We start from the raw sequence: 25,426 nt of genomic DNA on the forward strand, positions 1-25,426 counted from the left end.
AGACTCAAATGAGTATCAGGAAATAATTAAAAAAAATAAAATACATTATATCAATAAAACAATTGAGAAATATAAAATTGCAAAAGACTGTATACTAGCTAATTGAGGGGTAGTTAGATAGAATTCCGCATTAGAAAATGCTGAATCGATTAAGAATTTGTATTTCAATCCCGTACATACAGGATTGAAACAAATTCTAAATCGTCCCGAGAAAACTTCGGGACAACTAAATCATATAGTTCGCCACCTTGTGGCTTCTAATGATTAAATTGGGATTAACATAGTTCACTTCAATCCACTAGCGTATTTACTTTAGTCAAATTTCGTATGGATCCTAGAACTAAATAAATGTCATCCCGCGTTTAGAATCAAAATCCTGAATAAAAAAATTCATGTACATTTGTTTGTCACTATTTTTTTATAACCTTAATAAAAATTTAACCGAAATAAAGCATGAAGTCAGACATAGAGATAGCGCAGAGTGCGCAGATGGAACACATAAAAGATATAGCTAAAAAGATAAATGTATCAGAGGATGATTTAGAATACTATGGAAAGCGCAAGGCTAAATTACCTCTAAAACTTATAGATGAGGATAAAGTAAAGAAATCGAAGCTCATACTTATCACGGCACTCTCCCCCACTAAGTACGGTGAAGGCAAGACAACCATGACTATAGGATTAGCTGATGGATTGAGAAAGATTGGTAAGAAATCTATGGCTGTGCTTCGCGAGCCTTCTTTAGGTCCTGTTTTTGGGGTTAAGGGCGGAGCAGCAGGCGGTGGATACTCGCAGGTAGTCCCTATGGAGGACATTAATTTACATTTTACTGGTGATTTTGCAGCTATCGAGAAGACTAATAATTTATTATCAGCTGTGATAGATAATGATCTACATAACGGCAAAGATTCGTTACAAATAGACCCAAGAACTATCGCTTGGAAGCGGGTCATGGATATGAATGATAGAAGTCTCAGACAAATTATCATAGGAACAGGTGGCAAGGCTAATGGAGTTGTGCGAGAGGATGGATTTAACATTACGCCTGCATCCGAAATCATGGCTATCCTTTGTCTATCAAAAGATATGGAAGATTTGAAAAGAAGAATGTCGAATATATATATTGGTCAAACATATACCGGTGAAGCGATTTATGCAAAAGATTTGAAAAGTATTGGTGCGATGGCTGTTTTAATGAAAGATGCCATCAAACCAAATCTGGTACAGACATTAGAAGGAACTCCTACTATTTTACATGGAGGTCCATTTGCGAGTATAGCCCAGGGTACCAATTCTATTATTGCTACGAAAATGGGGCTTTCTTTGGCTGATTATGTAGTGACAGAAGCGGGCTTTGGTTCAGATCTGGGTGCAGAGAAATTTATGCATATCAAATGTGCTCCGAATGGATTGAAACCCGATGCAGCTGTGATAGTAGCCACCGTAAGAGCCATCAAACATCATGGAGGCTGTAGCGCAGAAGATTTGACCAAAGAAAGTATAGAATTCATAGAGAAGGGATTTTGTAATCTAGAAAAGCACATCGAGAATATCAAAAAATTTGGAATAACTCCTATCGTTTGTATCAATGCATTTCCTTTCGACACCGATGCTGAAATCAATAAATTGAAAGAGCTATGTTCTGCAATGGGTGTCAAAGTGTCTAGGAGTACAGCTTTTGTCGATGGAGGTCAAGGTTCTGCGGAACTAGCAGGTATGGTGATAGAAGAGATCGAAAGTGGCAAAAACAACTTCCAACCACTCTGCAATGAAAAGCATACACTCGAAGAAAAGATTAATATCATAGCTAAAGAAATTTATGGTGCGGCAAATGTTGCCTTTTCTGCGAAAGCTAAGTCACAGTTAAAGCTGATTCAAAAATTAGGCTTATATCATATGCCAGTCTGTATGACTAAGACACCAGCCAGCTTTAGTGACAATGAGAAAAAAATAGGTCGTCCTACAGGTTTTGAAATTAATGTAAGAGAATTTGAAATATCGAGTGGTGCCGGATTTATAGTGGCTCTGCTAGGAGATGTCATGCGTATGCCAGGACTACCAAAGATCCCTAATTCTGTGAATATTGACATAGATGATAATGGGAAGATAGTGGGGCTGTCATAGGAGTAGACCATACTAAATAGGGTCTGCTCAAAAACGTCAAAACAATTGATAGTCAAAACATTGCAAAAAGGTTCTAACCCAAAAATGCAAATTGTAAAAACAAGTTTACTGGAGTTCGTGCCTAAAGATCTTACAGTTATCAGCAAGAATTTTTGGCTACTCAGAAGCACACCAACTACTTCGCCATCTTTACCTCGCAGTATGTCTATACAGCTTCGGCTTGATGACTCGTATTTGGCCCACTTCTGAGTTTTTCAGCAGACCCTAAATAAAAATGGACTATCAATTGATAGTCCATTTTTGTTTATACCGAATGATTATTCTTATTTAGTTTCTTCTGTAGCTTCATTAGTTTCTGCACTAGACTCTGCTACTTCAGGAGCAGCTTCATCTGCCGTATCTTGAGCTATTTCTTCCAATGCTTCTGACACATTTTCTACTTCAGCCACATCTTCTACAAGCTCTTCATTTGTAGCAGTCTCCTCTGCTTTTGATTCTGCTACAGCAGCCGATTTCTTAGATCGACCTCTTCTAGTCTTGCCTGTAGCTGCTTTAGTTTCTTTTACATAGATTTCATTGAAATCTACCAATTCGATCATAGCTATATCTGCGGCATCTCCTTTTCTAAAGCCTAGTTTGATGATTCTTGTATAACCACCTGGTCTATTAGCTACTTTATCAGCGATAACGCCAAAAAGTTCTTTAATACTTTCTTTATCCTGAAGATATGAGAATAGAATCCGTCTATTGTGCGTGCTATCATTTTTAGTCTTATTGATTAAAGGCTCAATATGCTTTCTTAGCTCTTTTGCCTTTGCCAATGTGGTTGTGATTCTTTTGTGCTGAATGAGCGCATTAGAAAGATTCATTAATAGCGCTTTTCTGTGTGCAGTTTTCCTGCCTAGGTGATTCACCTTGTTACCGTGTCTCATTTTTTTTGTTTTTAAACTAATTGCACCGTATCAGGTATGCAATAAGAAATTAAGAAATAATTTTTTTTTATAGCCTTTAAGGCGACTAATGACCTTTACTTTAGTTAAAAGTTTAAAGCAAAAAGGTGAAAGTTTGGTGGTAATAAATTACTCTTTCTACTTTTCACTTTCTACTTTTCACCCATTAATCTTCTTCGTGTAATCTATACTTCGCTATATCCATACCGAAAGAAAGACCCTTCTCTACTAATAGTTCTTCGATTTCTACCAAAGATTTTCTACCAAAGTTTCTAAACTTCAATAAATCGTTTGTATCGAACTGTACAAGCTCCTCCAATGTCTCGATTTTTGCTGTCTTCAAACAATTGAAAGCTCTTACTGAAAGATCTAAATCTTCTAGAGGAGTTTTTAGTAATTTTTTCATGTACATAGAATGCTCGTCTACGACCACCTCTTTCTTCACCTCTTGTACATCCAAAGTTATTTTCTCATCAGTCAATAACAATAAGTGCTGAACTAATATTTTAGAAGCCTCTTTGATAGCATATTCTGGATGAATTGTACCATCTGTTTTGATATTGATATTCAATTTTTCAAAGTCTGTTCTTTGCTCTACACGGAAATTTTCGATATCATACTGTACATTTCTTATAGGAGAGAAAATTGAATCGATTGGAATATAACCTATTGGCATTTCGGGCATGATATTCTCCTCAGCAGATACGTAACCACGTCCTTTCTGAACAGAAATTTCAAGATTCAGCGCAGAAGCTCCATCAAAATTGCAAATCACGAGATCAGGATTAACTACTTCAAATGAAGAAGTTGCTTTACCTATATCACCAGCGGTAAACTGATTTTTACCTTTAATCGTAAGATTAATTTTCTCGTGTGAAACCTCCGCCTCTGTAGCCTTTTTAAATCTTACCTGCTTCAAATTCAGAATCATCTCGGTAGTATCCTCTAATATACCAGGTATCGTAGAGAATTCGTGTTGAATACCTTCGATTTTTACACCAGTGATAGCATATCCGCTTAATGATGACAAGAGAACACGTCGGATAGAGTTCCCTATAGTAACACCGAAGCCAGGCTCTAACGGCTTGAATTCAAAGTTTCCTTCGAACTCAGTCGACTTATTCATTAATATTTTATTTGGCTTCTGAAATGGTAAAATGGACATATATATTGGTTTTTTCAGTCGTCAGTTGTCAGTTCTAAGTCGAAAATTGACTTGTCTCTGCTTCTTAAAACTTAATGGTTATTTAATACTTGATTAAAGACTATTATTTTGAATACAATTCTACGATTAACTGCTCGTTAATTTTCTCAGGAATCTCATCTCTTGTAGGGTAGTTGATAAATTTACCTTCTTTCAGGTTATCATTAACATCTAACCAAGAGAATTTTCTCTCTGTGTTAGCCAAAGCTGAGCTCACAAGATCCAAAGATTTGGACTTTTCTCTTATAGCTACCACATCTCCTGGCTTTAAAGAAAAAGAAGGAATGTTAACTACTCTATCATTCACTGTTACATGCTTATGAAGAACCACTTGCCTAGCTTGTCTTCTGGTAGCAGCAAAGCCTAATCTGAAAACGGTATTATCTAATCTAGCTTCTAGCAATTGGAGTAATACTTCACCTGTTACACCATGCTTACTTAAGGCTTTCTCAAATGTCTTATAAAATTGTCTTTCTAGTAACCCGTAAGTATATTTTGCTTTTTGCTTTTCTCTCAACTGAATAGCATACTCACTCTGAGACTTTCTCTTTCTTGACTGTCCATGTTGACCAGGAGCATATTTTCTTCTTTGGAAATATTTGTCATATCCAAAAATTTCTTCTCCGAATTTTCTAGCGATTTTGGTACTAGGACCTCTATATCTTGCCATAAACTAGTTATTAGTTGTTAGTTATTACGTTATAAATTAAACTCTTCTCTTTTTAGGAGGGCGACATCCATTGTGTGGCATAGGAGTGATATCCTTTATTACCGATACTTCCATACCATTTGTTACTACGGTTCTAATAGCACTTTCTCTACCTGCTCCAGGACCTTTAACAAAAACCTCCACCTTTCTTAAACCTGCTTCGTAGGCTACTTTAGCTGCATCATCGCATGCCATTTGAGCTGCATATGGAGTATTCTTTTTTGAACCTCTGAATCCAGCTTTTCCAGCGCTACCCCAAGAAATAACTTGGCCTGTATTGTTTGTGAAAGAAATAATAATGTTATTAAAAGTAGCGTTAATATGGACTTGTCCTTCCTTCTCTACTTTTACAACTCTTTTTTTAGCACTTTGTTTAGTCGTCTTTGCCATTTGTTATATTTTTTTAGTCTGAACTTAGTACAATCTAATTCCTAAATTCTTACTTCTAGATTCTAATGTTTATTTAGTTACTTTTTTCTTATTTGCTACTGTTTTCTTCTTGCCTTTTCTAGTTCTAGCATTATTCTTAGTAGATTGACCTCTCAAAGGCAAGCCTTTTCTATGTCTAATGCCTCTGTAGCACGCTATATCCTGAAGTCTTTTTATATTCAATTGTACCTCAGATCTCAATTCCCCTTCTACTGTGCAATTATCTGCAATATACTTATTAATTTCAGCTATTTGCTCATCTGTCCATTGATTGACTTTCATGTTTTTATCCATAGACAATTTGCTCAAGATTTCTACTGCTGTAGATCTCCCGATTCCGAAAACGTAAGTTAACCCTATTTCGCCTCTCTTGTTTTTTGGTAAGTCGATACCTGCTATTCTCGCCATTTAACTTTGATATTAATGTTATTTAAAAGTGGTTATTAACCTTGTCTTTGTTTGAATTTAGGATTTTTCTTGTTGATGACATACAACCTGCCTTTTCTGCGCACAATTTTGCAGTCTTCACTTCTTTTCTTTATAGATGCTCTTACTTTCATTTTTATACAGTTTATTCAGTCTTTTTTTACTACTTATACCTAAATGTAATTCTTCCTCTATTCAAATCATAAGGACTCATCTCAACAGCTACCTTGTCTCCAGGAAGGATTTTAATATAATTCATCCTCATCTTCCCAGAAATTGTGGAAATAATCTCGTGTCCATTTTGAAGCTTCACTCTAAACATAGCATTAGAGAGGGCTTCCACAATTTCACCGTCAATTTTTATTAAATCCTGTTTACCCATTTAATTTTTTAGGTCGGCAAAGATATTACATTTTATCTAAGCAACTTCCTTTTTTTGCATTTTTTTTAGACAAAAATGAGTTCTTTATTCATTTTTATCGCTTCTTCGCACCAATCATGCCTAGTTAAAGCCTCAGCATCATCTAATCTGACCCAAACCGTATGCTCATAATGGGCAGACATTTTATGATCATTTGTGTTTACAGTCCATTTATCCTCTGCAGTATAAACATCCTTTTTCCCCATGTTTATCATCGGTTCTATAGCTATCACGATATTTCTCTTAAGAATATCTCCTTTGCCCTTTTTTCCATAATTAGGCACATCTGGTGCTTCGTGCAAGTCTCTTCCTACGCCGTGACCTACAAGCTCTCTTACTACAGAATAGCCATGTTTTTCACAATAAGATTGAATTTCATGTCCTAAATCTCCTGTTCTTACTCCCGCTTTTACCATATCTACACCTAATTGAAGTGACTTTTTAGTCACTTCCATTAGTCTTAAAGTTTCGGTATCCACCCGTCCAAATGCATAAGAATATGCACAATCCCCATGAAATCCTTTATAATAAACCCCACAATCGATAGAAACTATGTCCGTTTCCTTAAAAGGAATATTACTTGGAAATCCATGTACCACAGTATAGTTTGGTGAAATACACAAGGTGTATGGAAAACCGCCATACCCTTTGAAAGAAGGTTTTGCCTGGTGGTCTCTTATAAATTCCTCTGCTAATTTATCTAATTCTACGCCTGTCTTACCTATTCGAAGTTCTTTGGCCATGAGTTCATGAACCCTTGAAACCAATTCACAGCTTTCACGCATAATTTCAATCTCCTCATCTGTTTTGATTTGAAGTCTTTTCAAAATAGTGGGAATTTAGAAGACTAAGTTAAACTTCTGAAAATTGACGACTTTGCAACTTATTGTAGTCCGTCAAGCCATCATATTTTTTATGCGCAAGATGACCATCAACCTGCATAATAGTATCTAAAATAACTCCAATGGCTATCAACAATGAAGTGCCTCCATAAAAGCTAGCCCACTGCTGATCCACCTTTAAAAATAAAGTAACAAAGAATGGGAATATAGCTATAAGTCCTAGGAAAATAGAACCTGGAAGGGTGATTCTAGAAATAATCATATCTAGATAATCTGCCGTTTCACTTCCTGGTTTTACACCTGGTATAAATCCATTATTTCTCTTTAAATCATCCGCCATTTGAGAAGGGCTCATAACAATAGCAGTATACAAAAATGTCATGACAACAACCATTGCAAAAACCACTAAATTATATACCACACCACTAGGATTGGTTAAGTTAATCATCAATGTGCTATTCGGGTCAATAATTTTAAACTGCCCCAATAATGAAGGAAGGAACATAACTGCTTGAGCAAAAATGATAGGCATTACACCTGCAGTATTCAACTTCAAAGGTAAATATTGTCGCACACTCCCTGCTACTTCAGATGCCTCATCTTTTGAACTGGGAGCTGATTGTCTTCTACCAGGGATGACACTCATACCTCCACCTTCTACGATTCTTCTGGCATACTGTACTGCAACTTTTCTAGTAGCTTGTAGTACAAGAATAGTAACCATAATAACAAATACGAACAACAATAATTCCATGAGAATTAAGACAAGACCTCCCGTAGAAACTTGCTTTGCCTGCAATTCGTTGTAAAATGATACAGGTAAACGTGCTATAATACCTGCCATAATTATGATAGATACACCATTACCAAGTCCTCGTTCAGTAATTCTTTCACCTAACCATACTACGAATAATGTACCTGAGGTCAATACAAACATAGTCATAATAGTGAAGAAGGTTGTATTGATACCGGCTGCAGGCTGCATCCCCAGCCCACGAAGAAAGGTAATATATCCTGCACCTTGGAATAATGTGAATAAAATGGTTAAATATCGTGTATACTGATTTATCGTTCTGCGACCACTTTCACCTTCCATCTGTAATTTCTTAAATGAAGGAATTACAAACCCTAAAAGCTGCATAGCGATAGAAGCAGAGATGTATGGCATAACACCTAATCCGAATATTGAGGCCTGCGCAAAAGCACCACCAGCAAACATATTAAATAACCCTAATAAACCACCTTCAGCACTCTTACCTATATCTTTAATTGAAGCTAAATCAATACCTGGTAGTACAATATGCGTACCCAATCTATAAATAGCTAATAAAATTAATGTATAATAAATCTTATTTCTAAGTTCTTTTATACTCCAGATACTCTTTATAGTTTCAATAAATCCTTTCATGGTCTAGATAAGGTGTTTATAATTCTTAGTACTAAATAATTGATACATTACAACCTTTCGCCTCAGCTGCCTCTTTCGCTTTAGCGCTGATAGCATGAACTTTCATAGGAACTGAGATTGTCAATTCTCCATGAGCTAATACTTTAACTTTGTCAAATTTTTGAATAACTCTATTTTCTCTCAATGTTTCGAAAGAAAATTCGGTCATGGCGTACTTAGTTACCAATTCATTAATCTTAGTTAAATTGAATGGAACATATTCTACTTTGTTCAAAGATTTGAATCCTTTTTTAGGTATTCTTCTTTGTAATGGCATCTGTCCTCCCTCGAATCCTCTCTTTTGAGAATAGCCAGAATTAGACTGAGCACCTTTATGACCTCTAGTAGATGTTCCACCTTTACCAGAACCTTGTCCTCTACCTACTCTTTTTGAACTTTTAACTGCGCCTTTTGCTGGCTTCAATTCATGTAACTTCATTATACTATGTATTTTCTATTTAATACTATTACAGATTTTCTACTGACAATAAGTGTTTTACTTTATTGATCATTCCTTCCATCGCTGGATTTAACTCCACCTCGCGCGATTGATTCATTTTACGCAAACCCAATGCTATCAATGTAGCTTTCTGGTCCTTGCTTCTATCTATAGAACTTTTAACTTGTGTTATTCTTACCTTGCTCATATTTTGCAGTTTGTTCAGTTTACAGTTTGTTCAGTTTGCAGTAGTATCTTATTTTTAACCGTTGAATACTTTATCCATTTTTACACTTCTATTGAAAGCTATGGTAGAAGGAGTTCTCAATTTTGAAAGGGCATCAAACGTCGCTTTGATAACGTTATTAGCATTTGATGTACCTTGCGATTTAGCCAATACGTTATGGATACCCGCACTTTCAAGTACTGTTCGCATAGCTCCACCAGCGATAACACCCGTACCATTTGTTGCAGGCTTAATCAATACCTTTCCAGCACCGAATTTTCCTGTCTGCTCATGAGGAATAGTTCCATTCAAAACAGGTACTGTAATCAAATGCTTTTTAGCATCATCAATTCCTTTTTGAATAGCATCAGTTACTTCTTTTGCTTTACCTTGTCCATATCCTACTACACCGCTACCGTTACCGATAACTACTGTAGCAGAAAAACTAAAGTGACGACCACCTTTAGTGACCTTTACTACTCTTCTTAGAGCTACAACTTTTTCTTTAAGTTCTAGTTCACTTGCCTTTATACTATTTACTGTATTCGTCATACTGATAATTTGTTATAGTCGTTGATATTAAAATTTAAGTCCTGCTTCTCTAGCAGCTTCTGCTAATGCTTTTACTCTTCCATGATATAAAAAACCACTTCTATCAAATACCACGGAGCCTATACCTTTAGAACTTGCTTTCTCTGCGATAGCCTTGCCTACCTTAGCAGATACATCAGACTTTGGTCCACCATCTTTTATTTCTTTCGAACTTGCAGATACTAAGGTGTTACCATTGATATCGTCTATCAACTGCACATAGATTTGCTTATTACTTCTATAGACAGTCATACGAGGCTTTTCAGTCGTTCCTGTAATTTTTGAACGTATTTTCTTGTGAATTTTTTCTCTTCTCTCAGATTTATTTATCATTTCAATTCTATTTTAATCTTAATACCTTAAACTCGATACCTTAATATTACTTCTTAGCGCCAGCTTTTCCAGCTTTCTTTCTCAATTCTTGACCTTGGAACTTGATACCTTTTCCTTTATATGGCTCAGGTTTTCTTATCTTCTGTATTCTTGCTGCTACCTGACCTAATAATTGCAAATCATGTGACTCTAACGTAATGGTAGGAGGAGTACCTTTTTCCATAGCTGTAGATACTTTGATTTCACTTGGTATCATAAACACTACAGGGTGAGAATATCCAACCGCCAATTCTAGCAGTTGACCTTGATTAGAACATCTAAAACCTACACCGATCATCTCCATTTTCTTAGTATATCCCTCTGATACACCTACAACCATATTGTTTATTAATGCTCTATATAGACCATGCATCGCTTTGTGTCTCTTCTGCTCAGTAGGTCTTTCTACTGTCAGTTCACTTCCATCTATTTTCACATTTATATCTCTATCGATAGCCTGGACCAATTCTCCTTTTTTACCTTTAACGGTAACTTGTCCATTATTAAACTTCACCTCTACTCCCGCTGGGATTGTAATAGGATTTTTACCAATTCGTGACATACTTTTTTCTTTTTATCGATTTACAGTTTGTATTAACTTGTATTTATATTAGCTTACAGAACAAATCAATTCTCCGCCTACATTCAATTTTCTAGCTTCTTTATCTGTGATAACGCCTTTAGGTGTACTTAAAATCGTGACTCCTAATCCTGACATGGTTCTAGGTATTTCATTACAAGAAGCATAGGCTCTTAATCCTGGTCTACTCAAACGCTTGATAGTTCTAATAACAGGCTGTCTAGTCACAGGATCATACTTTAATGCTATCTTGATAACACCTTGACCACCGAAAGCTTCATTCTCAAACTTATATTTTGCAATGAATCCATGATCGTGTAATATTTCCGTGATTTTTTTCTTTAGATTAGATGCTGGAATCTCTACAATTCTATGACCTGCAGCTTGTGCATTTCTCACTCTTGTCAAATAATCTGAAATTGGATCTGTATACATATTTCTTCTTTATTAGTTATTTGTTTATTTTATCCTCAATTCTACCAGCTTGCTTTTGTCACACCAGGTAGTTTGCCATACGAAGCTAATTCTCTAAATACGTTACGTGAAATTCCAAAATGTCTAATATAACCTTTTGGTCTTCCTGTGATTTGACATCTATTGTGCAGTCTATTCTTACAAGAATTTTTTGGTAGCTTATCTAACTCTAACCAATTTCCTTCTTCTTTAAGAGCTTTTCTTTTTTCAGCAAACTTTGCTACTAGTTTAGCTCTTTTAACTTCTCTTGCTATGATTGATTTACTTGCCATATTTTCAGTTTATTCTATTATCCGTTGTTTCAGTTGATTAGCTTTTGAAAGGTAGTCCTAGTAATTTTAACAGTTCAAAACACTCTGCATCTGTCTTCGCCGAGGTTACGAACGTAATATCCATACCAGAGATTTTATTGATCTTATCGATATCTATTTCTGGGAAGATAATTTGCTCAGTTATACCCATATTGTAGTTACCTCTTCCATCAAAACCTTTATTATTTATTCCTCTGAAATCTCTTACCCGTGGTAAAGAAACAGAAACAAATCGATCTAAGAATTCATACATCTGATTGCTTCTCAAAGTCACTTTAGCTCCAATAGGCATACCAGAACGCAATTTGAAATTTGCAATATCTTTCTTAGAATATGTGGCTACTGCTTTTTGTCCAGAAATTATTGTCATTTCTTCTACAGCATTGTTGACTAATTTCTTATCAGCTACGGCACCTTTCACACCTTGGTTCAACACTATTTTCTGAAGTCTAGGAACCTGCATGACAGACTTATAACCGAATTTCTCAGTCATCTGCTTGACTATTTCTTTTTTATATCTTTCTTGTAATCTTGGTATATAACTCATGATTCTTTTATTTTATTACTTAATAATCTCTCCTGATTTTTTTGAAAATCTTACCCAGCTGTCACCTTCTTTCTTTTTACCGACTCTAGAAGCATTTCCCTTTGCATCCAAAAGCATAACATTGCTCACATGGATAGGAGCCTCTTTTTCTATGATACCACCTTCAGGTTTAGAAGCTGATGGTTTTGTATGTCTCTTCACCATATTGATACCTTCTACCAATACTCTCATTTTCTTAACATCTACAGACTTAATAACTCCTGATTTTCCTTTATCATCACCAGCTATTACTTGTACTGTATCTCCTTTCTTTATTTTTAACTTTATCATTTTCGTACGTTTTTATCGTTGTGTTTGCTATTTGAATTATAGTACCTCTGGTGCCAATGAAACAATTTTCATAAAGTTTGAATCTCTTAATTCTCTAGCCACTGGACCGAAAATACGCGATCCTCTTGGCTCATCAGAAGCATTTAACAACACACAAGCATTGTCATCAAATCGGATATATGAACCATCTTTTCTTCTTGTTTGCTTCTTCGTTCTCACGACTACAGCTCTCGATACGATTCCTTTTTTTATACCTGCCTGAGGTAAAGCTTTCTTTACCGTTACAATTACTTGGTCGCCAATAGAAGCATATCTTCTCTTAGTACCACCTAAAACTCTTATGACAAGAACTTCTTTTGCTCCGCTATTGTCTGCTACATTTAGTCTCGACTCTTGTTGTATCATTTCTTTTAGTTTATTCAGTTGACAGTGGGTAATAAATGATTGCTACCCTTCTTATTTTATTTTTTTCAATATACTTAGATAGCTCTTTCTAAAATTTCTATCAATCTCCAACGCTTCGTTTTACTCAATGGTCTAGTCTCCATCACCTTCACAATATCGCCTACTTTGCACTCATTATTTTCATCATGAGCCTGAAATTTCTTAGAAGATTTCATAACCTTTCCATATAATGGATGCTTTATCTTTTTCTCTACTAGTATTGTAATAGTCTTGTCTCTTTTATCACTGACTACTTTACCTTGAATTTCTTTTCTTTTATTTCTTACTTCCATGACTAAATGTTTCTATATAAATTATTTACTAGCTAAGGCTGTTAACATTCTAGCTATATTTCTTCTTGCTATTCTCAATTCTATTGGATTAGCGAGCGGTGATACCGCATGATTAAACTGCATCTTGTAGTATTTTTGCTTCTCCTGAACTATGCTCTTGACTAAATCTTCCTTAGCCATATCATTATAGTTTACTTTTTTCGCATTCTTTGCCATTTCCTTATTTTTATATTTTCTAGAAAATCTTATATTTCTCTCTACAATAATTATGCTTCTACGTAATCGTGTCTTGTAATGATTTTACACTTACAAGGCATTTTCTGAGCAGCTAGTCTTAAAGCCTCGTTCGCCACCTCAGATGGTACACCGTCAATTTCGAACAATATAGTTCCTGGCTTAATCACTGCCACCCAGCCTTCTGGGTTACCTTTACCCTTACCCATACGTACCTCAGCTGGTTTCTTGGTGATAGGCTTGTCTGGAAATATTTTGATCCAAACCTGTCCTTCTCTCTTCATATATCTAGTTAAAGCGATACGGGCAGATTCAATTTGTCTATTTGTAATCCATCCTTCGTCTAAGCTTTTTAATCCGAAAGAGCCTTGAAGAAGTTCAAAACCTCTCGTGGCATTTCCTTTAATCTTTCCTTTAAATTGCTTTCTAAATTTCGTTCTTTTAGGGAGTAACATATTTCTCTATTTTTTCTACTAAATATTATCTTCTATCTCTATCTCCACCTCTTCTATTGCCTTCTCTATCTCCACCTCTTCGGTTACCTTCTCTATCTCCGCCACCTCTTCTATTGTCTCTTCCACCTTCACCTCTATTCGATGTCATTTTACCGCCTTTGTCACCAGCTTGTTCTTGATTCGGAGTTAAATCTACTTTACCTAGCATTTCACCTCTACATATCCAAACTTTCACACCGATTTTTCCGTAGATAGTCAATGCTTCTTTCCAGGTATAGTCTATATCAGCTCTGAAAGTATGTAATGGTGTTCTACCTAACTTGAATTCTTCCGTTCTAGCCATCTCCACTCCACCTAATCTACCAGAGGCTCTCACCTTAATACCTTCAGCTCCTGCTCTCATAGTAGCTGCTAATGCCATTTTTATAGCTCTTTTATAGGCTACTCTGGCCTCGATTTGTTTGCAGATATTTTCACCTACGATATTCGCATCCAATTCCGGATTCTTTACCTCCATAATATTGATCTGGATTTCTTTCCCAGTCAATTTATCTAAATCTTTTTTCAATAACTCTACATCTTGGCCTCCTTTACCTATTACGATACCTGGTTTAGAGGTATGAATCGTCACAGTAACTCTCTTCAATGTTCTTTCGATAACTACCTTAGCTATACCAGCCTTAGCTATTTTTTTCTCGATATATGCTCTTATCTTCTCATCTTCTGCCATTTTGCTAGCAGCATCTTTACCACCATACCAGTTAGATTCCCATCCTCTGATAATACCTAATCTATTTGCAATTGGATTCGTCTTTTGTCCCATTATTCTTATGAGTTTTTGTTATCTAAAATGATTGATACGTGGTTACTTCTTTTTCTGATTCTGTATGCTCTTCCTTGTGGTGCAGGTTGAAATCTCTTCAGCATTTTACCTTCATTCACCATGATAGTTTTTACGAAAAGATTTACACTATCTGCACTATCACCACTTTTTTGCTCCCAGTTATTCACTGCTGATAAGAGTAGTTTGTGCAATTTGACAGCAGGCTCTTTCTTTGAGAACTTCAGTATGTTTAGAGCTTCATTGACCTCTTTTCCTCTTATGATATCTGCTACTAGTCTCATCTTACGAGGAGAGGTAGGGCAGTTATTTAATTTTGCTACAGCTTCCATTACTTTTCAGTTTATTCAGTTATCCGTTTATATACTTACTTTATTATTTAATTTTCTTAGAAGAGTGACCTTTGAATTGTCTTGTCGGTGCGAATTCTCCTAACTTATGTCCTACCATATTTTCTGTAACATAGACTGGGAAAAATTTATTTCCATTATGTACAGCGAAGGTATGACCTACCATATCAGGAATAATCATACTGGCTCTGCTCCAAGTCTTAATGGTTACTTTTTTGTTTGCATCATTTGCAGTTTCTACTTTTTTCAATAAAGTATATGCTACATATGGTCCTTTTTTCAGTGATCTTGCCATTTCTTTTCGTTTTTCGTTATATGTTTATTCGAAAATTATTTTTTCTTTCTAGATATTATATGTCTGCTACTTGCCTTATTTACATCTCTTGTCTTAAGACCCTTAGCCTTCTGACCGTTTCTAGATCTTGGGTGACCACCTGTTGATCTACCTTCACCACCACCCATTGGGTGATCGACTGGGTTCATAGCTACACCTCTTACTCTAGGTCTTCTTCCGATATGTCTGCTTTTACCTGCTTTACCTTTCACCTCTAGAGAATGGTCTCCATTTGAAACAGTACCTATAGTCGCTAAGCAATTGGCTAAAACCAATCTATTCTCACCTGAGCTCAACTTTAAAAGAGCGTATTTACCTTCTCTGGAAAGCAATTGAGCACTAGTACCTGCGCTTCTTACCATTTGAGCCCCTCTTCCTGGTTGTAATTCGACATTATGAATCATTGAACCTAGAGGCACTTCACTCAAAGGTAATGTGTTTCCTAACTCTGGTGCAGAACCTGGTCCAGAAATAATTTTCTGACCTACTTTGATACCTGCAGGAGCCAATACATATCTCTTATCACCGTTTTTGAAAACTACTAAGCAAATGAAAGCAGTTCTATATGGATCGTATTCGATTGTTTTAACCTCTCCTTCGATTCCAAAATTATTTCTCTTGAAATCGATGATTCTATACTGCTTCTTATTACCACCACCCAAGTAACGCATTGTCATTCTACCTTGGTTATTTCTACCACCAGAGGATCTCAGTGTAGTAGTTAATGATTTCTCAGGAGTACTTGTCGTTATCTCAGAATAGGTATTACCTATTCTATGTCTCATACCTGGGGTTATCGGTCTATATTTCTTGATTGCCATCTTTATCTAATTTTCTACTCTAATTAATTTGAAGAATCGATTAACTGTAAATGTCTATCGTATTACCTTCTTTCAATGTAATATAAGCTTTTTTAGCAGCTGATTTTCTACCAGATACCATACCTTTTTTTGTCATTTTAGTAGTCACTTTACCTGGAGTGATAGAAGTGTTTACTGCTACTACATCTACATTGAAATATGATTCTACCGCAGATTTGATTTCTGCTTTCGTAGATTTTCTATCTACGATAAACACATATTTATTTTGCTTCTCTGTTACTAGATTGCTCTTTTCTGTAACAAGTGGTCTGATTAAAACTCTTTTTGTCCCTTGCATGATTTCTTATTTTAATCTTTCAGTTAATAATGATACACTGCTCTCACAAATTACCAATTTATCACAATTCATAATATCATATGTATTCAAATCACTAGGACGCACTGTCAAAGTATTTGGAATATTTCGTGAACTCAAAGCTACGTTACTATCTGTAGTTGAAATTACAAATATTGATTTATTATTGGATAAATTTAAATTGGATAATGTGCTTACGAAATTTTTCGTCTTTGGTTCATTGTAGTTAAAATCTTCGACTACGATAATATTGTTTTCTTTGGTTTTATAAGAAAGTGCAGACTTAGTAGCTAATGTCTTTACTTTTTTATTCAACTTGAATGAATAATTTCTAGGTCTAGGACCGAAAATTCTACCATTACCGAAAACTGGGTTTTTGATAGAGCCTTTTCTAGATCCACCTGTTCCTTTTTGTCTATGAAGCTTTTTAGTAGAGCCAGCTACCTCACCTCTTTCTTTTGTCTTGTGCGTGCCTTGTCTTTGATTTGCCAAATATAATTTAGCAGCAAGATACAATGCATGGTCATTGGGTTCAATAGCGAACACCGCCTCATCCAATTCGATACTTTTACCTGTAGACTTACCGTCAATATTTAATATATCTATTTTCATCACTTAGCTTATTTTTTATTTTGAAGGACTACGTATGAACCATTTGCGCCAGGCACAGAACCTTTAACTACTAGTACATTTTTATCTTCGATTACTTTCAATACTTTGATTCCTTTCAATTTCACTTGATCACCGCCCATTCTACCGGCCATTCTCGTACCAGGGAAAACTCTTGATGGGAAGGAAGAAGCACCAATAGAACCTGGAGCTCTCTGTCTGTCATGCTGACCGTGTGATCCCATACCTACTCCAGAGAAGCCATGTCTTTTCACGACACCTTGAAATCCTTTTCCTTTAGAAATACCTACGATTTCTACCACATCGCCTTCAGCAAAGTCAGCAGCAGAAATGGTATCTCCAAGGTTTTTACCTTCATGTCCAGCGATTTCTACTAATTTTTTCTTTGGAGTGGTGTTAGATTTTGCGAAATGACCCTTCATTCCTGCTGAAGTGTTTTTTTCTTTTTTCTCTTCAAATCCAATTTGAAGAGCATTGTAGCCATCCACTTCTTGTGTTTTTACTTGCGTTACCACACATGGACCAGCTTCGATAATGGTACATCCGATGCTTTTTCCTTTGTCATCGAAGTAGCTCATCATTCCTAGTTTTTTTCCTATTATTCCTTTCATGATTTAACAGCGGCTATGGTTAAGCTTATTTTTAAGTGATTAATTATATTTTAATATCTACATCAACACCAGAAGGTAATTCTAACTTCATGAGTGCATCTACGGTCTTAGATGAAGAAGAGTAAATATCTAATAGTCTCTTATAAGTACACAATTGAAACTGCTCTTTAGAGTTAGAGTTTACGTGTGGAGAACGCAAGATGGTAAAGATATTCTTGTGCGTAGGTAATGGAATAGGTCCAGACACTACAGCACCAGTAGCCTTTACTGATTTTACGATTTTCTCAGCAGACTTATCTACTAGATTGTGGTCGTACGACTTCAATTTTATTCTAATTCTTTGACTCATATTGTCTATTTACTTTTCTCTTTTTCGTTTTAATCCTTGATACCAAAGCGATTTGGCACTATGACCAAGTCTTCCCTGACATTTTTTTGAGGGTGCAAAGATAACTAGATAAATTTTATTGAAAAGAAAAAATTAGACACTAGTCTAAAATAGCTGTAAATCAGCGAATTCTAATCAACAAAATCCTAGGCTTCTACACCTCAAAACGGATGATTTGTTGTTTTTCCCTTTTTTTCTAAGGGAGTGCAAAGGTAGTACTTTTTCCTAAAAAAATCGTATTTTTTTGAAAATCAAGTATCGTTTTAATTATAAACAATAGAAACGCTTGATAATGTGTCTATTAACATAAAGATTAGGCTTAAGAAATAAAGGAATTTGAACTTTACATCCAGCTTTACCATTTCCTAAAACAAACTCACCTCCCCAGACTTCACTAAACGAATACCATCTAACTTAGTTAAGCGAAGGGTATATGTATAGACTCCTTTGGCAGCAGGCTCCCCTTTGTAGGTTCCATCCCAGCCTAGGCGAATATCATCTGTTTCGAAGACTTTCTCTCCCCATCGGTTATAGACAGCCATTTCGAAACGCAAGACCCGATTGGCATAAGCTTTGAACGTTAGATTTTCTGATTTTTCAGCATGAGGGGAGAAGGCATTCGGAACAAAGAGTTCATCACTTTCTGTTCCTTCGACTTTGACTATAGTGGAGAAATCTGCTATACAACCATCCCCATATTTCAAATTCAAATTGAAACGTGTAGTTTGATATCCGCTAAATTCTGGGCTAAGACAATCTGTACAACTCAAGCCTAAGCCTGGACTCCATGTAGCTATATAAAATGCAGAACTAGGAGTTAAAGTCAATGCAGGATTTATAAGAATAGTTTCTCCTGTCTTTATATTAAAAACGGTATCGAGGGACAAAGTAAGTTTATAGATATAGTCTATATAAATAGGTTTCGAGTCTGTGCATGCACTATCATCTTTTATCGAAACTAGGTAGTTACCATAGCTCAAGCCCGAAAAGTAAGGCTCTTTCGTGTACCCTTTACTGCTATCTACACGATATGAATATGGTGGTGCGCCTCCATAGGGAAACACTGTAATCGTGCCATTAACATCCTCCTTACATTTTAAGTCCGCATATTTTGAATTTAGATAAAGTGAATCTGGTTGCGACAAGGTATCATAGACTATATAGTTACAATTTTCATCATCAGTAATCGTAACCGAATAGGGCAAATTCGCTTGAAGATTCGTGATAAGAGGCGAAGTTTCTTTCGTATTCCAGAGATATTTATAGGGCGAATATCCGCCTTTAGCGTCTACTTTCAATCTACCATCGTTTAGTTGATAACACCTCAAATTTTTCTTCTCTACGATTACCCCATGTAAAGCTCCATCAGGTAGTCGAAGATTCAAGGATGTTCCTACTTTACATCCATAGCTATCATGAACTACCAGCTCATAGTAGCCTGTCAGATTATATCTAGCAGAATCATTCACCGCCCAAAACGCTCTTGGCCATTCGAAGGTATAGGGTGTCTTACCCCCGGTGACTAATGCCTTTACGGGGAATATATTGGCAGTCTCGCAAGGTGGGGGATACTTGATTAACTCGAGCTTCATAGTATCCCTAGGCACTAGGTCTAAGGAATCCAAATATTCACAACCATATACATCTTTAACTAAAATGGTATATTTAGAATTTTTCTGATTGATGAAATTTCCTGAATTGTTCTGGACACTTCCCAGATTAAACTCTATAGGGTTTGTGCCAGTCAGAGGTTGCATTCTCAGATTTAGTAGACTATATGGACACCTAGGAATACCTAAGGTATCTAGTTTCACTCTTAGCACATACATAGTATCTATGTATTCCTTTTTTTGTTTTTGACAGTTATTGGTATCTGTAATGGTGATAGTATAAGATTGAAAAGGTTCTAAATTGGTAACATTCATAGAAGAAGGACCATGACTCCAGTTGTACTTGAAAAATGGAGCCGTACCTCCTTTCAGATTTGTTACATCTAGTTTGCCATCCTTGGAAGCTGCACAGTGACTCTTAGTTGCTTTTAATTCGTAAGAGATCGAATCAGGTTGTGTGAGGTTATAAACTCTTATAGTAGTACATAAATTTCTATCTGTAATTGTAACAGAATAAATTCCTGATGTTAAATTTGTGATAGAAGAGGTGGAATTTCCATTTGACCAGTTATAGCTATAATTTGCTGGTGGTATAGGACTAGCCCCAGTTACGATTAAAGCTATACTTCCATCTGTATCTCCAAAACATTTTAAATTCTTTTGATTCACCACTACATTAAAATTTGGAGGTTCGGTAACTGACATAACTGCTGTTTTTAAACAGTTTTTAGAATCACGCACGGAGACTGTATAGTTTGCAGCAGCTAAATTAACCACACGATTCGTATTCCCTCCATTAGACCAGCTATAGGTATGTGGCATTTTACCGCCAGATGAGGAAACTTCTAGTCTCCCTTTGCTTTCATTAGAACATAGATTTCCTATATTACTATCGATATTAATAAGAATAGGACTAGGATTTGTTAAAGTCACTGCTAGATTGAGGATACAATTATAGTAATCTCTAATTTGAATGACATGATTGGTAGGTGGCAAATTGTTAATTACATTGTTCGTGGTAAATAAGCCAGAATTTAATCTATACTGGTAAGGTGGTTTACCTCCAAATGCAGTTATTGTTACCCTACCATTGCTAGCATTATTACAGTCTATACTATCCACCGTATATGTATAATAAAATGTATCGCTTGACTTAACTTCTACATTGGTATCTTTGATACATAGATTCGCATCTCTTACTTTTAGATTGTAAAAGCCCGCAGCTAGATTAACAAAGGTATTGGCTGAGGTAAAGGTCTGACCATTAAAAGAAATCATATAGCCTGGAGTGCCGCCAGAAGGATTCACAATAACACTGCCAGTGGTCTGTTTAAAACATTTGACACTATCGATGATAGCTGGACTTCGGATTTGACTTGGTTGAGTAATGGTCACAGTGCCATTTTTTATACAATTATAAAAATCTCGAATGCTGTAATTATAAGTACCAGCAGGTAGTTTGGTAAAAGTATCTACAGTATTACTGGCAGAACCATTAAATGAAATTAGATATGGCGGAGTGCCACCTGAAATTAAAAATTTTACTTTTCCCAGGCTATCTTTAAAGCATAAATTCTGGGTTAACTGAGGTACAATAACCATAGAATCTATTTGTGTAATCGTTACATTTTGCGACTTTATACACTGATACTGATCACGCACCTTGGCAGTCTGAACGCCAGCAGCCAATCCAGTAAATAAATTAGAAGACCCAAAGGCTGAAGCATTTATACCATAGGAATATCCGCCTGCACCTCCGCTAGCGGAAATAGTCATAGCCGCATTTGTATTTCCAAAACATTTTATGGTATCCTTTTGAGTTGTTATGACTATATCCGGATACTGAGGAACATTCATCAAGGAATCTACCTTACAATTATTTACATCTAATACTTCAATTAAATAATTTCCTACACTCAGATTTTTCACCGTATCACCTATATTCACCATTGAATTACTTCTAATTGTTTTAGTGCCTGTACCGCCAGAATGGTTAACTGTAATTTTACCAGTACTGGCTCCGAAACATCGAATGGAGTCCATTTTATATGTTGCGGTCAAAGGGGCTGGCGTTATTAAAGTTGGATTAAATATTTTGCTACATAAGTTTATATCTCTAACTACGACAGTATAACTAGTCCCAGTCAGATTAAAAAATGAATCAGTGGTATTGAAAGCAGAAGCATTGAAGGAATACTGAAATGGAGCTGTGCCTCCTATAGGTATTGCTTTTATCGAACCTAATGTATTATGACACCTAGGGTGATACAAATTAAAACTTGCGTGAAGTGAGTCTGGTTGGGTGATGTTAAATGAGACAGAATCTTTACAATTTTTGGTATCGGTTATGACTACATAATGGGGGCCTCTATTTAGAGTTATATTGGAATCCAAAGTCACATTATTTGACCATAAGTAGGCGTATGGAGGCTGTCCACCGACTACATTTACCTTCGCTTTAGCGTCAGATAAGCCAAAACAAGAGACATTTTTCTGAATGGTTACATTGGATGTCATACCTGATGGTTCTGACATAAATATAGAATCCAATACTTCACAATCATACGCATCCTTTACTCGTATATACTTCATGCCCGTATTCAGGTTCAGGAAGATATGAGATGTCTGAAATACTCCTCCATTGATGGAATAAGTATAAGGCGAACGTCCACCAGAAGCCGTAATCGATATCCTTCCATCATTCCCATTTTTACATCGTATCGTATCTAGAATGCTTTTGACCATAGTGATTGGTGCATAAGTAAATACTTGGATCGAAGAGTCTTTGGTACAGCCATTCGTATCTTTTATAGAAACAGTATAGTTCGAGGCTACAAGATTTAGTTTGAAACTAGCGGTATCATAAGCAAGACTATTTAAACGGTAGGTATAGCCTGGACTGCCTCCCGAAGCGAAAAATAGAATTCGACCACTGTTTCCACCAAAACATTTTACACTATCTGAAATTAGCGATAACTGCAAAGCGGATGGATTAGTCAAAGTCAGAGAATAAGATTTTAAGCACGACTGACTATCTCTTATTTGAATGTTATATACCGCACCGATTAACCCGCCAAAGCTATCCGAATTTGAAAAAGCGGACGCATTGATAGCATATTGATATGGTGCTGTACCACCTTGAGGTAGGACTCTGATAAATCCATTCGAAGAAAGATGACATAGTGGATGTTTAAAATTCAAACTTGCCCTTAGCGAATCGGGCTGGGTTATCACTATAGATAATGTGTCTCTACAACCATTAGAATCTGAAACGAAAGCTATATAAGAAGCACTGGACAAATTAACCAAAGAGTCATTACTACCTGTAAGGTTCCATGAATAGGTATACGGTGTCTTACCCATACTAGTATTCACTTTTATTTTACCATCACTGAATCCAAAGCAGCTCACATTTTTTTTCATTATCAATCCTAAAACAGGTTTTGAATGACTTTTAAGTGTATCTTGAAATATGCGAATACAATTATTTCTATCACGGATAGAATAATTAAAGGCACCATTTATCAGATTAATAAAATTGGGGGCTGTTTGAAATGCTCCGCTATTATACCTATACTCATAACTAGGATTTCCCCCATTGGCGGAAATAGATAGAGCTCCATTCGCATTAAATGGACAATTATTTTGCTTCGAGACAGAGGCTGTAATCAGAGGATACTGAAGGATAGTAATCGAAGTATCGATCGGACAATTTGCTGCATCTTTCGTTTTGATTATATAGCTTCCCGCCTTCAATGTATTAAAAACCCCAGAAGATGTAAAACTCCCATTATTGATTGAATAAAAATAACCCGGTTTACCACCAGACAAACTAGCTACTATTCTACCACTGGAATCTCCGAAGCATTTAGCACTGTCTCGAGTGAAAGCAAGACTTAAATTAGTAAATGGGACTATAGTATCCGTGCGCTGAATGCTGCATCCAGCCCTGTCGGTAACTTGGATAGTGTAGATACCGGTTGTAATTTTATTGAATGAATCTACAGACTGAGGAGATCTACCCGTAAGTACATAGGTAAACGGGGAATAACCTCCTAGTGGTGTTAAGCGCATCAACCCGCTGGAATCCTGATTGCAGTAATTGACTCTTTTAGAGTAAATAGTAGACATGGAATCGTGAGTTAGGGAAATAGAATCTGCGCAACCTCCCGCATTCCGAACCCAATAAGTCATACTCCCACGAGTTTGATTCAAAATTGGATTGGTATTCGAAGTTGGATTAGGGATGGTGCCTAATCGCAAGCCTCCAGTATCTCCAGATACGAAGAGTCTTAATTGACCATTAGCCAGAGAATTAAAACATCCAATTCTTCGAAAGGAGTCAATTTTAGGTTGTACATATTTTATTACATTATAAAACACGGTATCTCTATTGCATCCGAGAGCGTTAAATCTTCTTACGACATAATATCTTCCTGTATTCGAAACCGTTCGAGTAGGGCTTGTAGAGCCATTATCCCAGGTATAATTGAGTGCGGAAACATTCGTAGCATTTAATAGTTTCGAATTTTGACACTTGATGGTATCATATAATTCGGAGACCTGTACTACATTATTTATTCCATAAACCTTGAGCGTATCACGCGCTATTAGCGTGCCAGATGGGCAGGGCTGAGAGATCGTAACGCTCGCAACATAATTAGCTGAATCATCATTCGCTACAAAATTTGCAACTGCTGCAGAGCTAATTGCGGATCCATTTTTAGTCCATTGAACTGTCGTAGTATTGAGACTTCCATTTGGGGTAAATCGCACAGCTGTATTTGCTCCATTCCATAAAGAGCTATCTCTCCCTGGGGTCACTATAAATTTAAATATAGAATCTCCTTGCAAGCCTTGAGTAGCAGGATATCGCAATACGGTGCTAGATAAGGTACAAATAGGCTTAGTTTTTATATAGATATCAATCAAATTGGTTGTCTCATATAACACAATTTTCATATTTAAGACCATATTGGGATCGCTTCTACAGCTTGATAAAAAATATCTGCAATTATTCCATTTCACGATGTATGCTCTAAAAGGTGCTGTACCTACCAATTGAGTAGTAATGGTGCCTCCACCAGGATTAGAACCAGTAGTCACTAAGTAGGCATCAAACCAAGCACCTAGAATACTATTGGGTGGCAAGGTAGTGGCTACAGAGGAAGGGTTAGGATTAGCAGAAAGAGGCAATCTTCTAGGCACAAAGGGAGCTGTATACGTAGACAACACAGGTTTATTGGTAGAGAAGGTAAGAAAGCCATTATCGCAGATTTGCATCTGAGTATGCTGTACCCCGAAAAAGCAAAAATTAAACCCAATATTCTGAATGGCAGAATAGGCGTCATCAATGGTAATTCCAGCACCTGCCACCAATGAGCCTGTGGTTTCACATGGAAGGGTATCCACGTGTGGAATGGTAGTGACGGTATAAGATGTCGTGGAGCGCAGCGTAGGTATACTTACAGATGCAGACAAGCTAGAGCCTTTACATACGGTGGTATCTCTTTTAGGAGCTGATAAAGGACTAGGACTCACTCTTACAGACACTGCACTACAACCCTGCCCTTTCATTTCTGACATGAAATACACAAATAAAATTAATATTGAAAATATGTATCTCCTTAGAAGCACG

The 25,426-nt window shown here is 36.3% G+C and carries 31 protein-coding genes and 1 pseudogene; 1 reads left to right on the forward strand and 31 read right to left on the reverse strand.

All coding sequences use genetic code 11. From position 1 onward, the window contains the following. The first annotated feature begins 453 nt into the window (after positions 1-453). Positions 454-2,124: pseudogene (locus tag JNL75_01800) on the forward strand (formate--tetrahydrofolate ligase). A gap of 323 nt (positions 2,125-2,447) precedes the next feature. On the opposite strand, the gene rplQ reads toward JNL75_01800, so the two are convergent. From rplQ to JNL75_01955, 31 genes are all read right to left on the reverse strand, one after another. After that, positions 2,448-3,056, reverse strand: coding sequence for a 50S ribosomal protein L17 (gene rplQ, locus JNL75_01805; GenBank protein ID MBL7788550.1), 609 nt, complete (start codon positions 3,054-3,056; stop codon positions 2,448-2,450). 184 nt (positions 3,057-3,240) lie between these two features. After that, on the reverse strand, positions 3,241-4,239 hold the full coding sequence (locus JNL75_01810) for a DNA-directed RNA polymerase subunit alpha (protein ID MBL7788551.1): 999 nt from the start codon (positions 4,237-4,239) through the stop codon (positions 3,241-3,243). 103 nt (positions 4,240-4,342) lie between these two features. After that, on the reverse strand, positions 4,343-4,948 hold the full coding sequence (gene rpsD / locus JNL75_01815) for a 30S ribosomal protein S4 (GenBank protein MBL7788552.1): 606 nt from the start codon (positions 4,946-4,948) through the stop codon (positions 4,343-4,345). Positions 4,949-4,984: 36 nt separating this feature from the next. Next, positions 4,985-5,377: a 30S ribosomal protein S11 gene (rpsK, locus tag JNL75_01820; protein MBL7788553.1), complete on the reverse strand. Its 393-nt coding sequence runs from the start codon at positions 5,375-5,377 to the stop codon at positions 4,985-4,987. 69 nt (positions 5,378-5,446) lie between these two features. After that, positions 5,447-5,824, reverse strand: a complete 378-nt coding sequence (rpsM, locus tag JNL75_01825) for a 30S ribosomal protein S13 (GenBank protein ID MBL7788554.1) — start codon at positions 5,822-5,824, stop codon at positions 5,447-5,449. A gap of 35 nt (positions 5,825-5,859) precedes the next feature. Continuing rightward, the gene (gene ykgO / locus JNL75_01830; protein MBL7788555.1) at positions 5,860-5,976 is read right to left on the reverse strand and encodes a type B 50S ribosomal protein L36; all 117 of its coding nucleotides are present in this window, start codon (positions 5,974-5,976) and stop codon (positions 5,860-5,862) included. Between the two features lie 29 nt (positions 5,977-6,005). Then, entirely contained in the window at positions 6,006-6,224 is a 219-nt protein-coding gene (infA, locus tag JNL75_01835) for a translation initiation factor IF-1 (protein MBL7788556.1), read from the reverse strand. 65 nt (positions 6,225-6,289) lie between these two features. Further along, the gene (map, locus tag JNL75_01840) at positions 6,290-7,048 is read right to left on the reverse strand and encodes a type I methionyl aminopeptidase (GenBank protein MBL7788557.1); all 759 of its coding nucleotides are present in this window, start codon (positions 7,046-7,048) and stop codon (positions 6,290-6,292) included. A gap of 67 nt (positions 7,049-7,115) precedes the next feature. Further along, positions 7,116-8,513, reverse strand: coding sequence for a preprotein translocase subunit SecY (secY, locus tag JNL75_01845; protein MBL7788558.1), 1,398 nt, complete (start codon positions 8,511-8,513; stop codon positions 7,116-7,118). 31 nt (positions 8,514-8,544) lie between these two features. Then, positions 8,545-8,991, reverse strand: coding sequence for a 50S ribosomal protein L15 (gene rplO / locus JNL75_01850; GenBank protein ID MBL7788559.1), 447 nt, complete (start codon positions 8,989-8,991; stop codon positions 8,545-8,547). A gap of 28 nt (positions 8,992-9,019) precedes the next feature. Next, on the reverse strand, positions 9,020-9,199 hold the full coding sequence (rpmD, locus tag JNL75_01855) for a 50S ribosomal protein L30 (protein MBL7788560.1): 180 nt from the start codon (positions 9,197-9,199) through the stop codon (positions 9,020-9,022). Positions 9,200-9,253: 54 nt separating this feature from the next. After that, entirely contained in the window at positions 9,254-9,769 is a 516-nt protein-coding gene (gene rpsE / locus JNL75_01860) for a 30S ribosomal protein S5 (protein ID MBL7788561.1), read from the reverse strand. 27 nt (positions 9,770-9,796) lie between these two features. Next, entirely contained in the window at positions 9,797-10,141 is a 345-nt protein-coding gene (locus JNL75_01865) for a 50S ribosomal protein L18 (GenBank protein MBL7788562.1), read from the reverse strand. A gap of 46 nt (positions 10,142-10,187) precedes the next feature. Further along, positions 10,188-10,742, reverse strand: a complete 555-nt coding sequence (rplF, locus tag JNL75_01870; protein ID MBL7788563.1) for a 50S ribosomal protein L6 — start codon at positions 10,740-10,742, stop codon at positions 10,188-10,190. Between the two features lie 48 nt (positions 10,743-10,790). Beyond that, the gene (rpsH, locus tag JNL75_01875) at positions 10,791-11,195 is read right to left on the reverse strand and encodes a 30S ribosomal protein S8 (protein ID MBL7788564.1); all 405 of its coding nucleotides are present in this window, start codon (positions 11,193-11,195) and stop codon (positions 10,791-10,793) included. 41 nt (positions 11,196-11,236) lie between these two features. Further along, the gene (rpsN, locus tag JNL75_01880) at positions 11,237-11,506 is read right to left on the reverse strand and encodes a 30S ribosomal protein S14 (protein MBL7788565.1); all 270 of its coding nucleotides are present in this window, start codon (positions 11,504-11,506) and stop codon (positions 11,237-11,239) included. A 37-nt stretch (positions 11,507-11,543) separates the two neighbouring features. Beyond that, positions 11,544-12,083, reverse strand: a complete 540-nt coding sequence (gene rplE, locus JNL75_01885) for a 50S ribosomal protein L5 (GenBank protein ID MBL7788566.1) — start codon at positions 12,081-12,083, stop codon at positions 11,544-11,546. Between the two features lie 24 nt (positions 12,084-12,107). Further along, a complete protein-coding gene (gene rplX, locus JNL75_01890; protein MBL7788567.1) occupies positions 12,108-12,422 on the reverse strand; it encodes a 50S ribosomal protein L24 in 315 nt (104 codons plus the stop codon). Positions 12,423-12,458: 36 nt separating this feature from the next. Continuing rightward, entirely contained in the window at positions 12,459-12,827 is a 369-nt protein-coding gene (gene rplN / locus JNL75_01895; GenBank protein MBL7788568.1) for a 50S ribosomal protein L14, read from the reverse strand. Positions 12,828-12,901: 74 nt separating this feature from the next. Continuing rightward, positions 12,902-13,159, reverse strand: a complete 258-nt coding sequence (gene rpsQ / locus JNL75_01900; protein ID MBL7788569.1) for a 30S ribosomal protein S17 — start codon at positions 13,157-13,159, stop codon at positions 12,902-12,904. Between the two features lie 21 nt (positions 13,160-13,180). Beyond that, positions 13,181-13,375, reverse strand: coding sequence for a 50S ribosomal protein L29 (gene rpmC, locus JNL75_01905; GenBank protein MBL7788570.1), 195 nt, complete (start codon positions 13,373-13,375; stop codon positions 13,181-13,183). 50 nt (positions 13,376-13,425) lie between these two features. Then, positions 13,426-13,848, reverse strand: a complete 423-nt coding sequence (gene rplP, locus JNL75_01910) for a 50S ribosomal protein L16 (protein ID MBL7788571.1) — start codon at positions 13,846-13,848, stop codon at positions 13,426-13,428. A 25-nt stretch (positions 13,849-13,873) separates the two neighbouring features. Beyond that, positions 13,874-14,671 carry a 30S ribosomal protein S3 gene (gene rpsC, locus JNL75_01915; GenBank protein ID MBL7788572.1) on the reverse strand — a complete coding sequence of 266 codons (798 nt, stop codon included), beginning with the start codon at positions 14,669-14,671 and terminating at the stop codon, positions 13,874-13,876. Between the two features lie 5 nt (positions 14,672-14,676). After that, positions 14,677-15,021, reverse strand: coding sequence for a 50S ribosomal protein L22 (rplV, locus tag JNL75_01920; protein ID MBL7788573.1), 345 nt, complete (start codon positions 15,019-15,021; stop codon positions 14,677-14,679). Between the two features lie 43 nt (positions 15,022-15,064). Further along, positions 15,065-15,334, reverse strand: coding sequence for a 30S ribosomal protein S19 (gene rpsS, locus JNL75_01925; GenBank protein MBL7788574.1), 270 nt, complete (start codon positions 15,332-15,334; stop codon positions 15,065-15,067). Positions 15,335-15,369: 35 nt separating this feature from the next. After that, positions 15,370-16,194: a 50S ribosomal protein L2 gene (rplB, locus tag JNL75_01930; GenBank protein ID MBL7788575.1), complete on the reverse strand. Its 825-nt coding sequence runs from the start codon at positions 16,192-16,194 to the stop codon at positions 15,370-15,372. 40 nt (positions 16,195-16,234) lie between these two features. Then, positions 16,235-16,531, reverse strand: coding sequence for a 50S ribosomal protein L23 (rplW, locus tag JNL75_01935; GenBank protein ID MBL7788576.1), 297 nt, complete (start codon positions 16,529-16,531; stop codon positions 16,235-16,237). Positions 16,532-16,537: 6 nt separating this feature from the next. Further along, positions 16,538-17,161: a 50S ribosomal protein L4 gene (gene rplD / locus JNL75_01940; GenBank protein ID MBL7788577.1), complete on the reverse strand. Its 624-nt coding sequence runs from the start codon at positions 17,159-17,161 to the stop codon at positions 16,538-16,540. An 8-nt stretch (positions 17,162-17,169) separates the two neighbouring features. Next, complete coding sequence (rplC, locus tag JNL75_01945) at positions 17,170-17,793, reverse strand: 50S ribosomal protein L3 (GenBank protein MBL7788578.1); 624 nt, start codon at positions 17,791-17,793, stop codon at positions 17,170-17,172. Positions 17,794-17,833: 40 nt separating this feature from the next. Next, positions 17,834-18,139, reverse strand: coding sequence for a 30S ribosomal protein S10 (rpsJ, locus tag JNL75_01950; protein MBL7788579.1), 306 nt, complete (start codon positions 18,137-18,139; stop codon positions 17,834-17,836). A 404-nt stretch (positions 18,140-18,543) separates the two neighbouring features. After that, complete coding sequence (locus tag JNL75_01955) at positions 18,544-25,374, reverse strand: gliding motility-associated C-terminal domain-containing protein (protein MBL7788580.1); 6,831 nt, start codon at positions 25,372-25,374, stop codon at positions 18,544-18,546. Positions 25,375-25,426 lie beyond the last annotated feature (52 nt).

Source organism: Chitinophagales bacterium (assembly GCA_016787225.1).
Lineage (GTDB): Bacteria > Bacteroidota > Bacteroidia > Chitinophagales > JADJOU01 > CHPMRC01.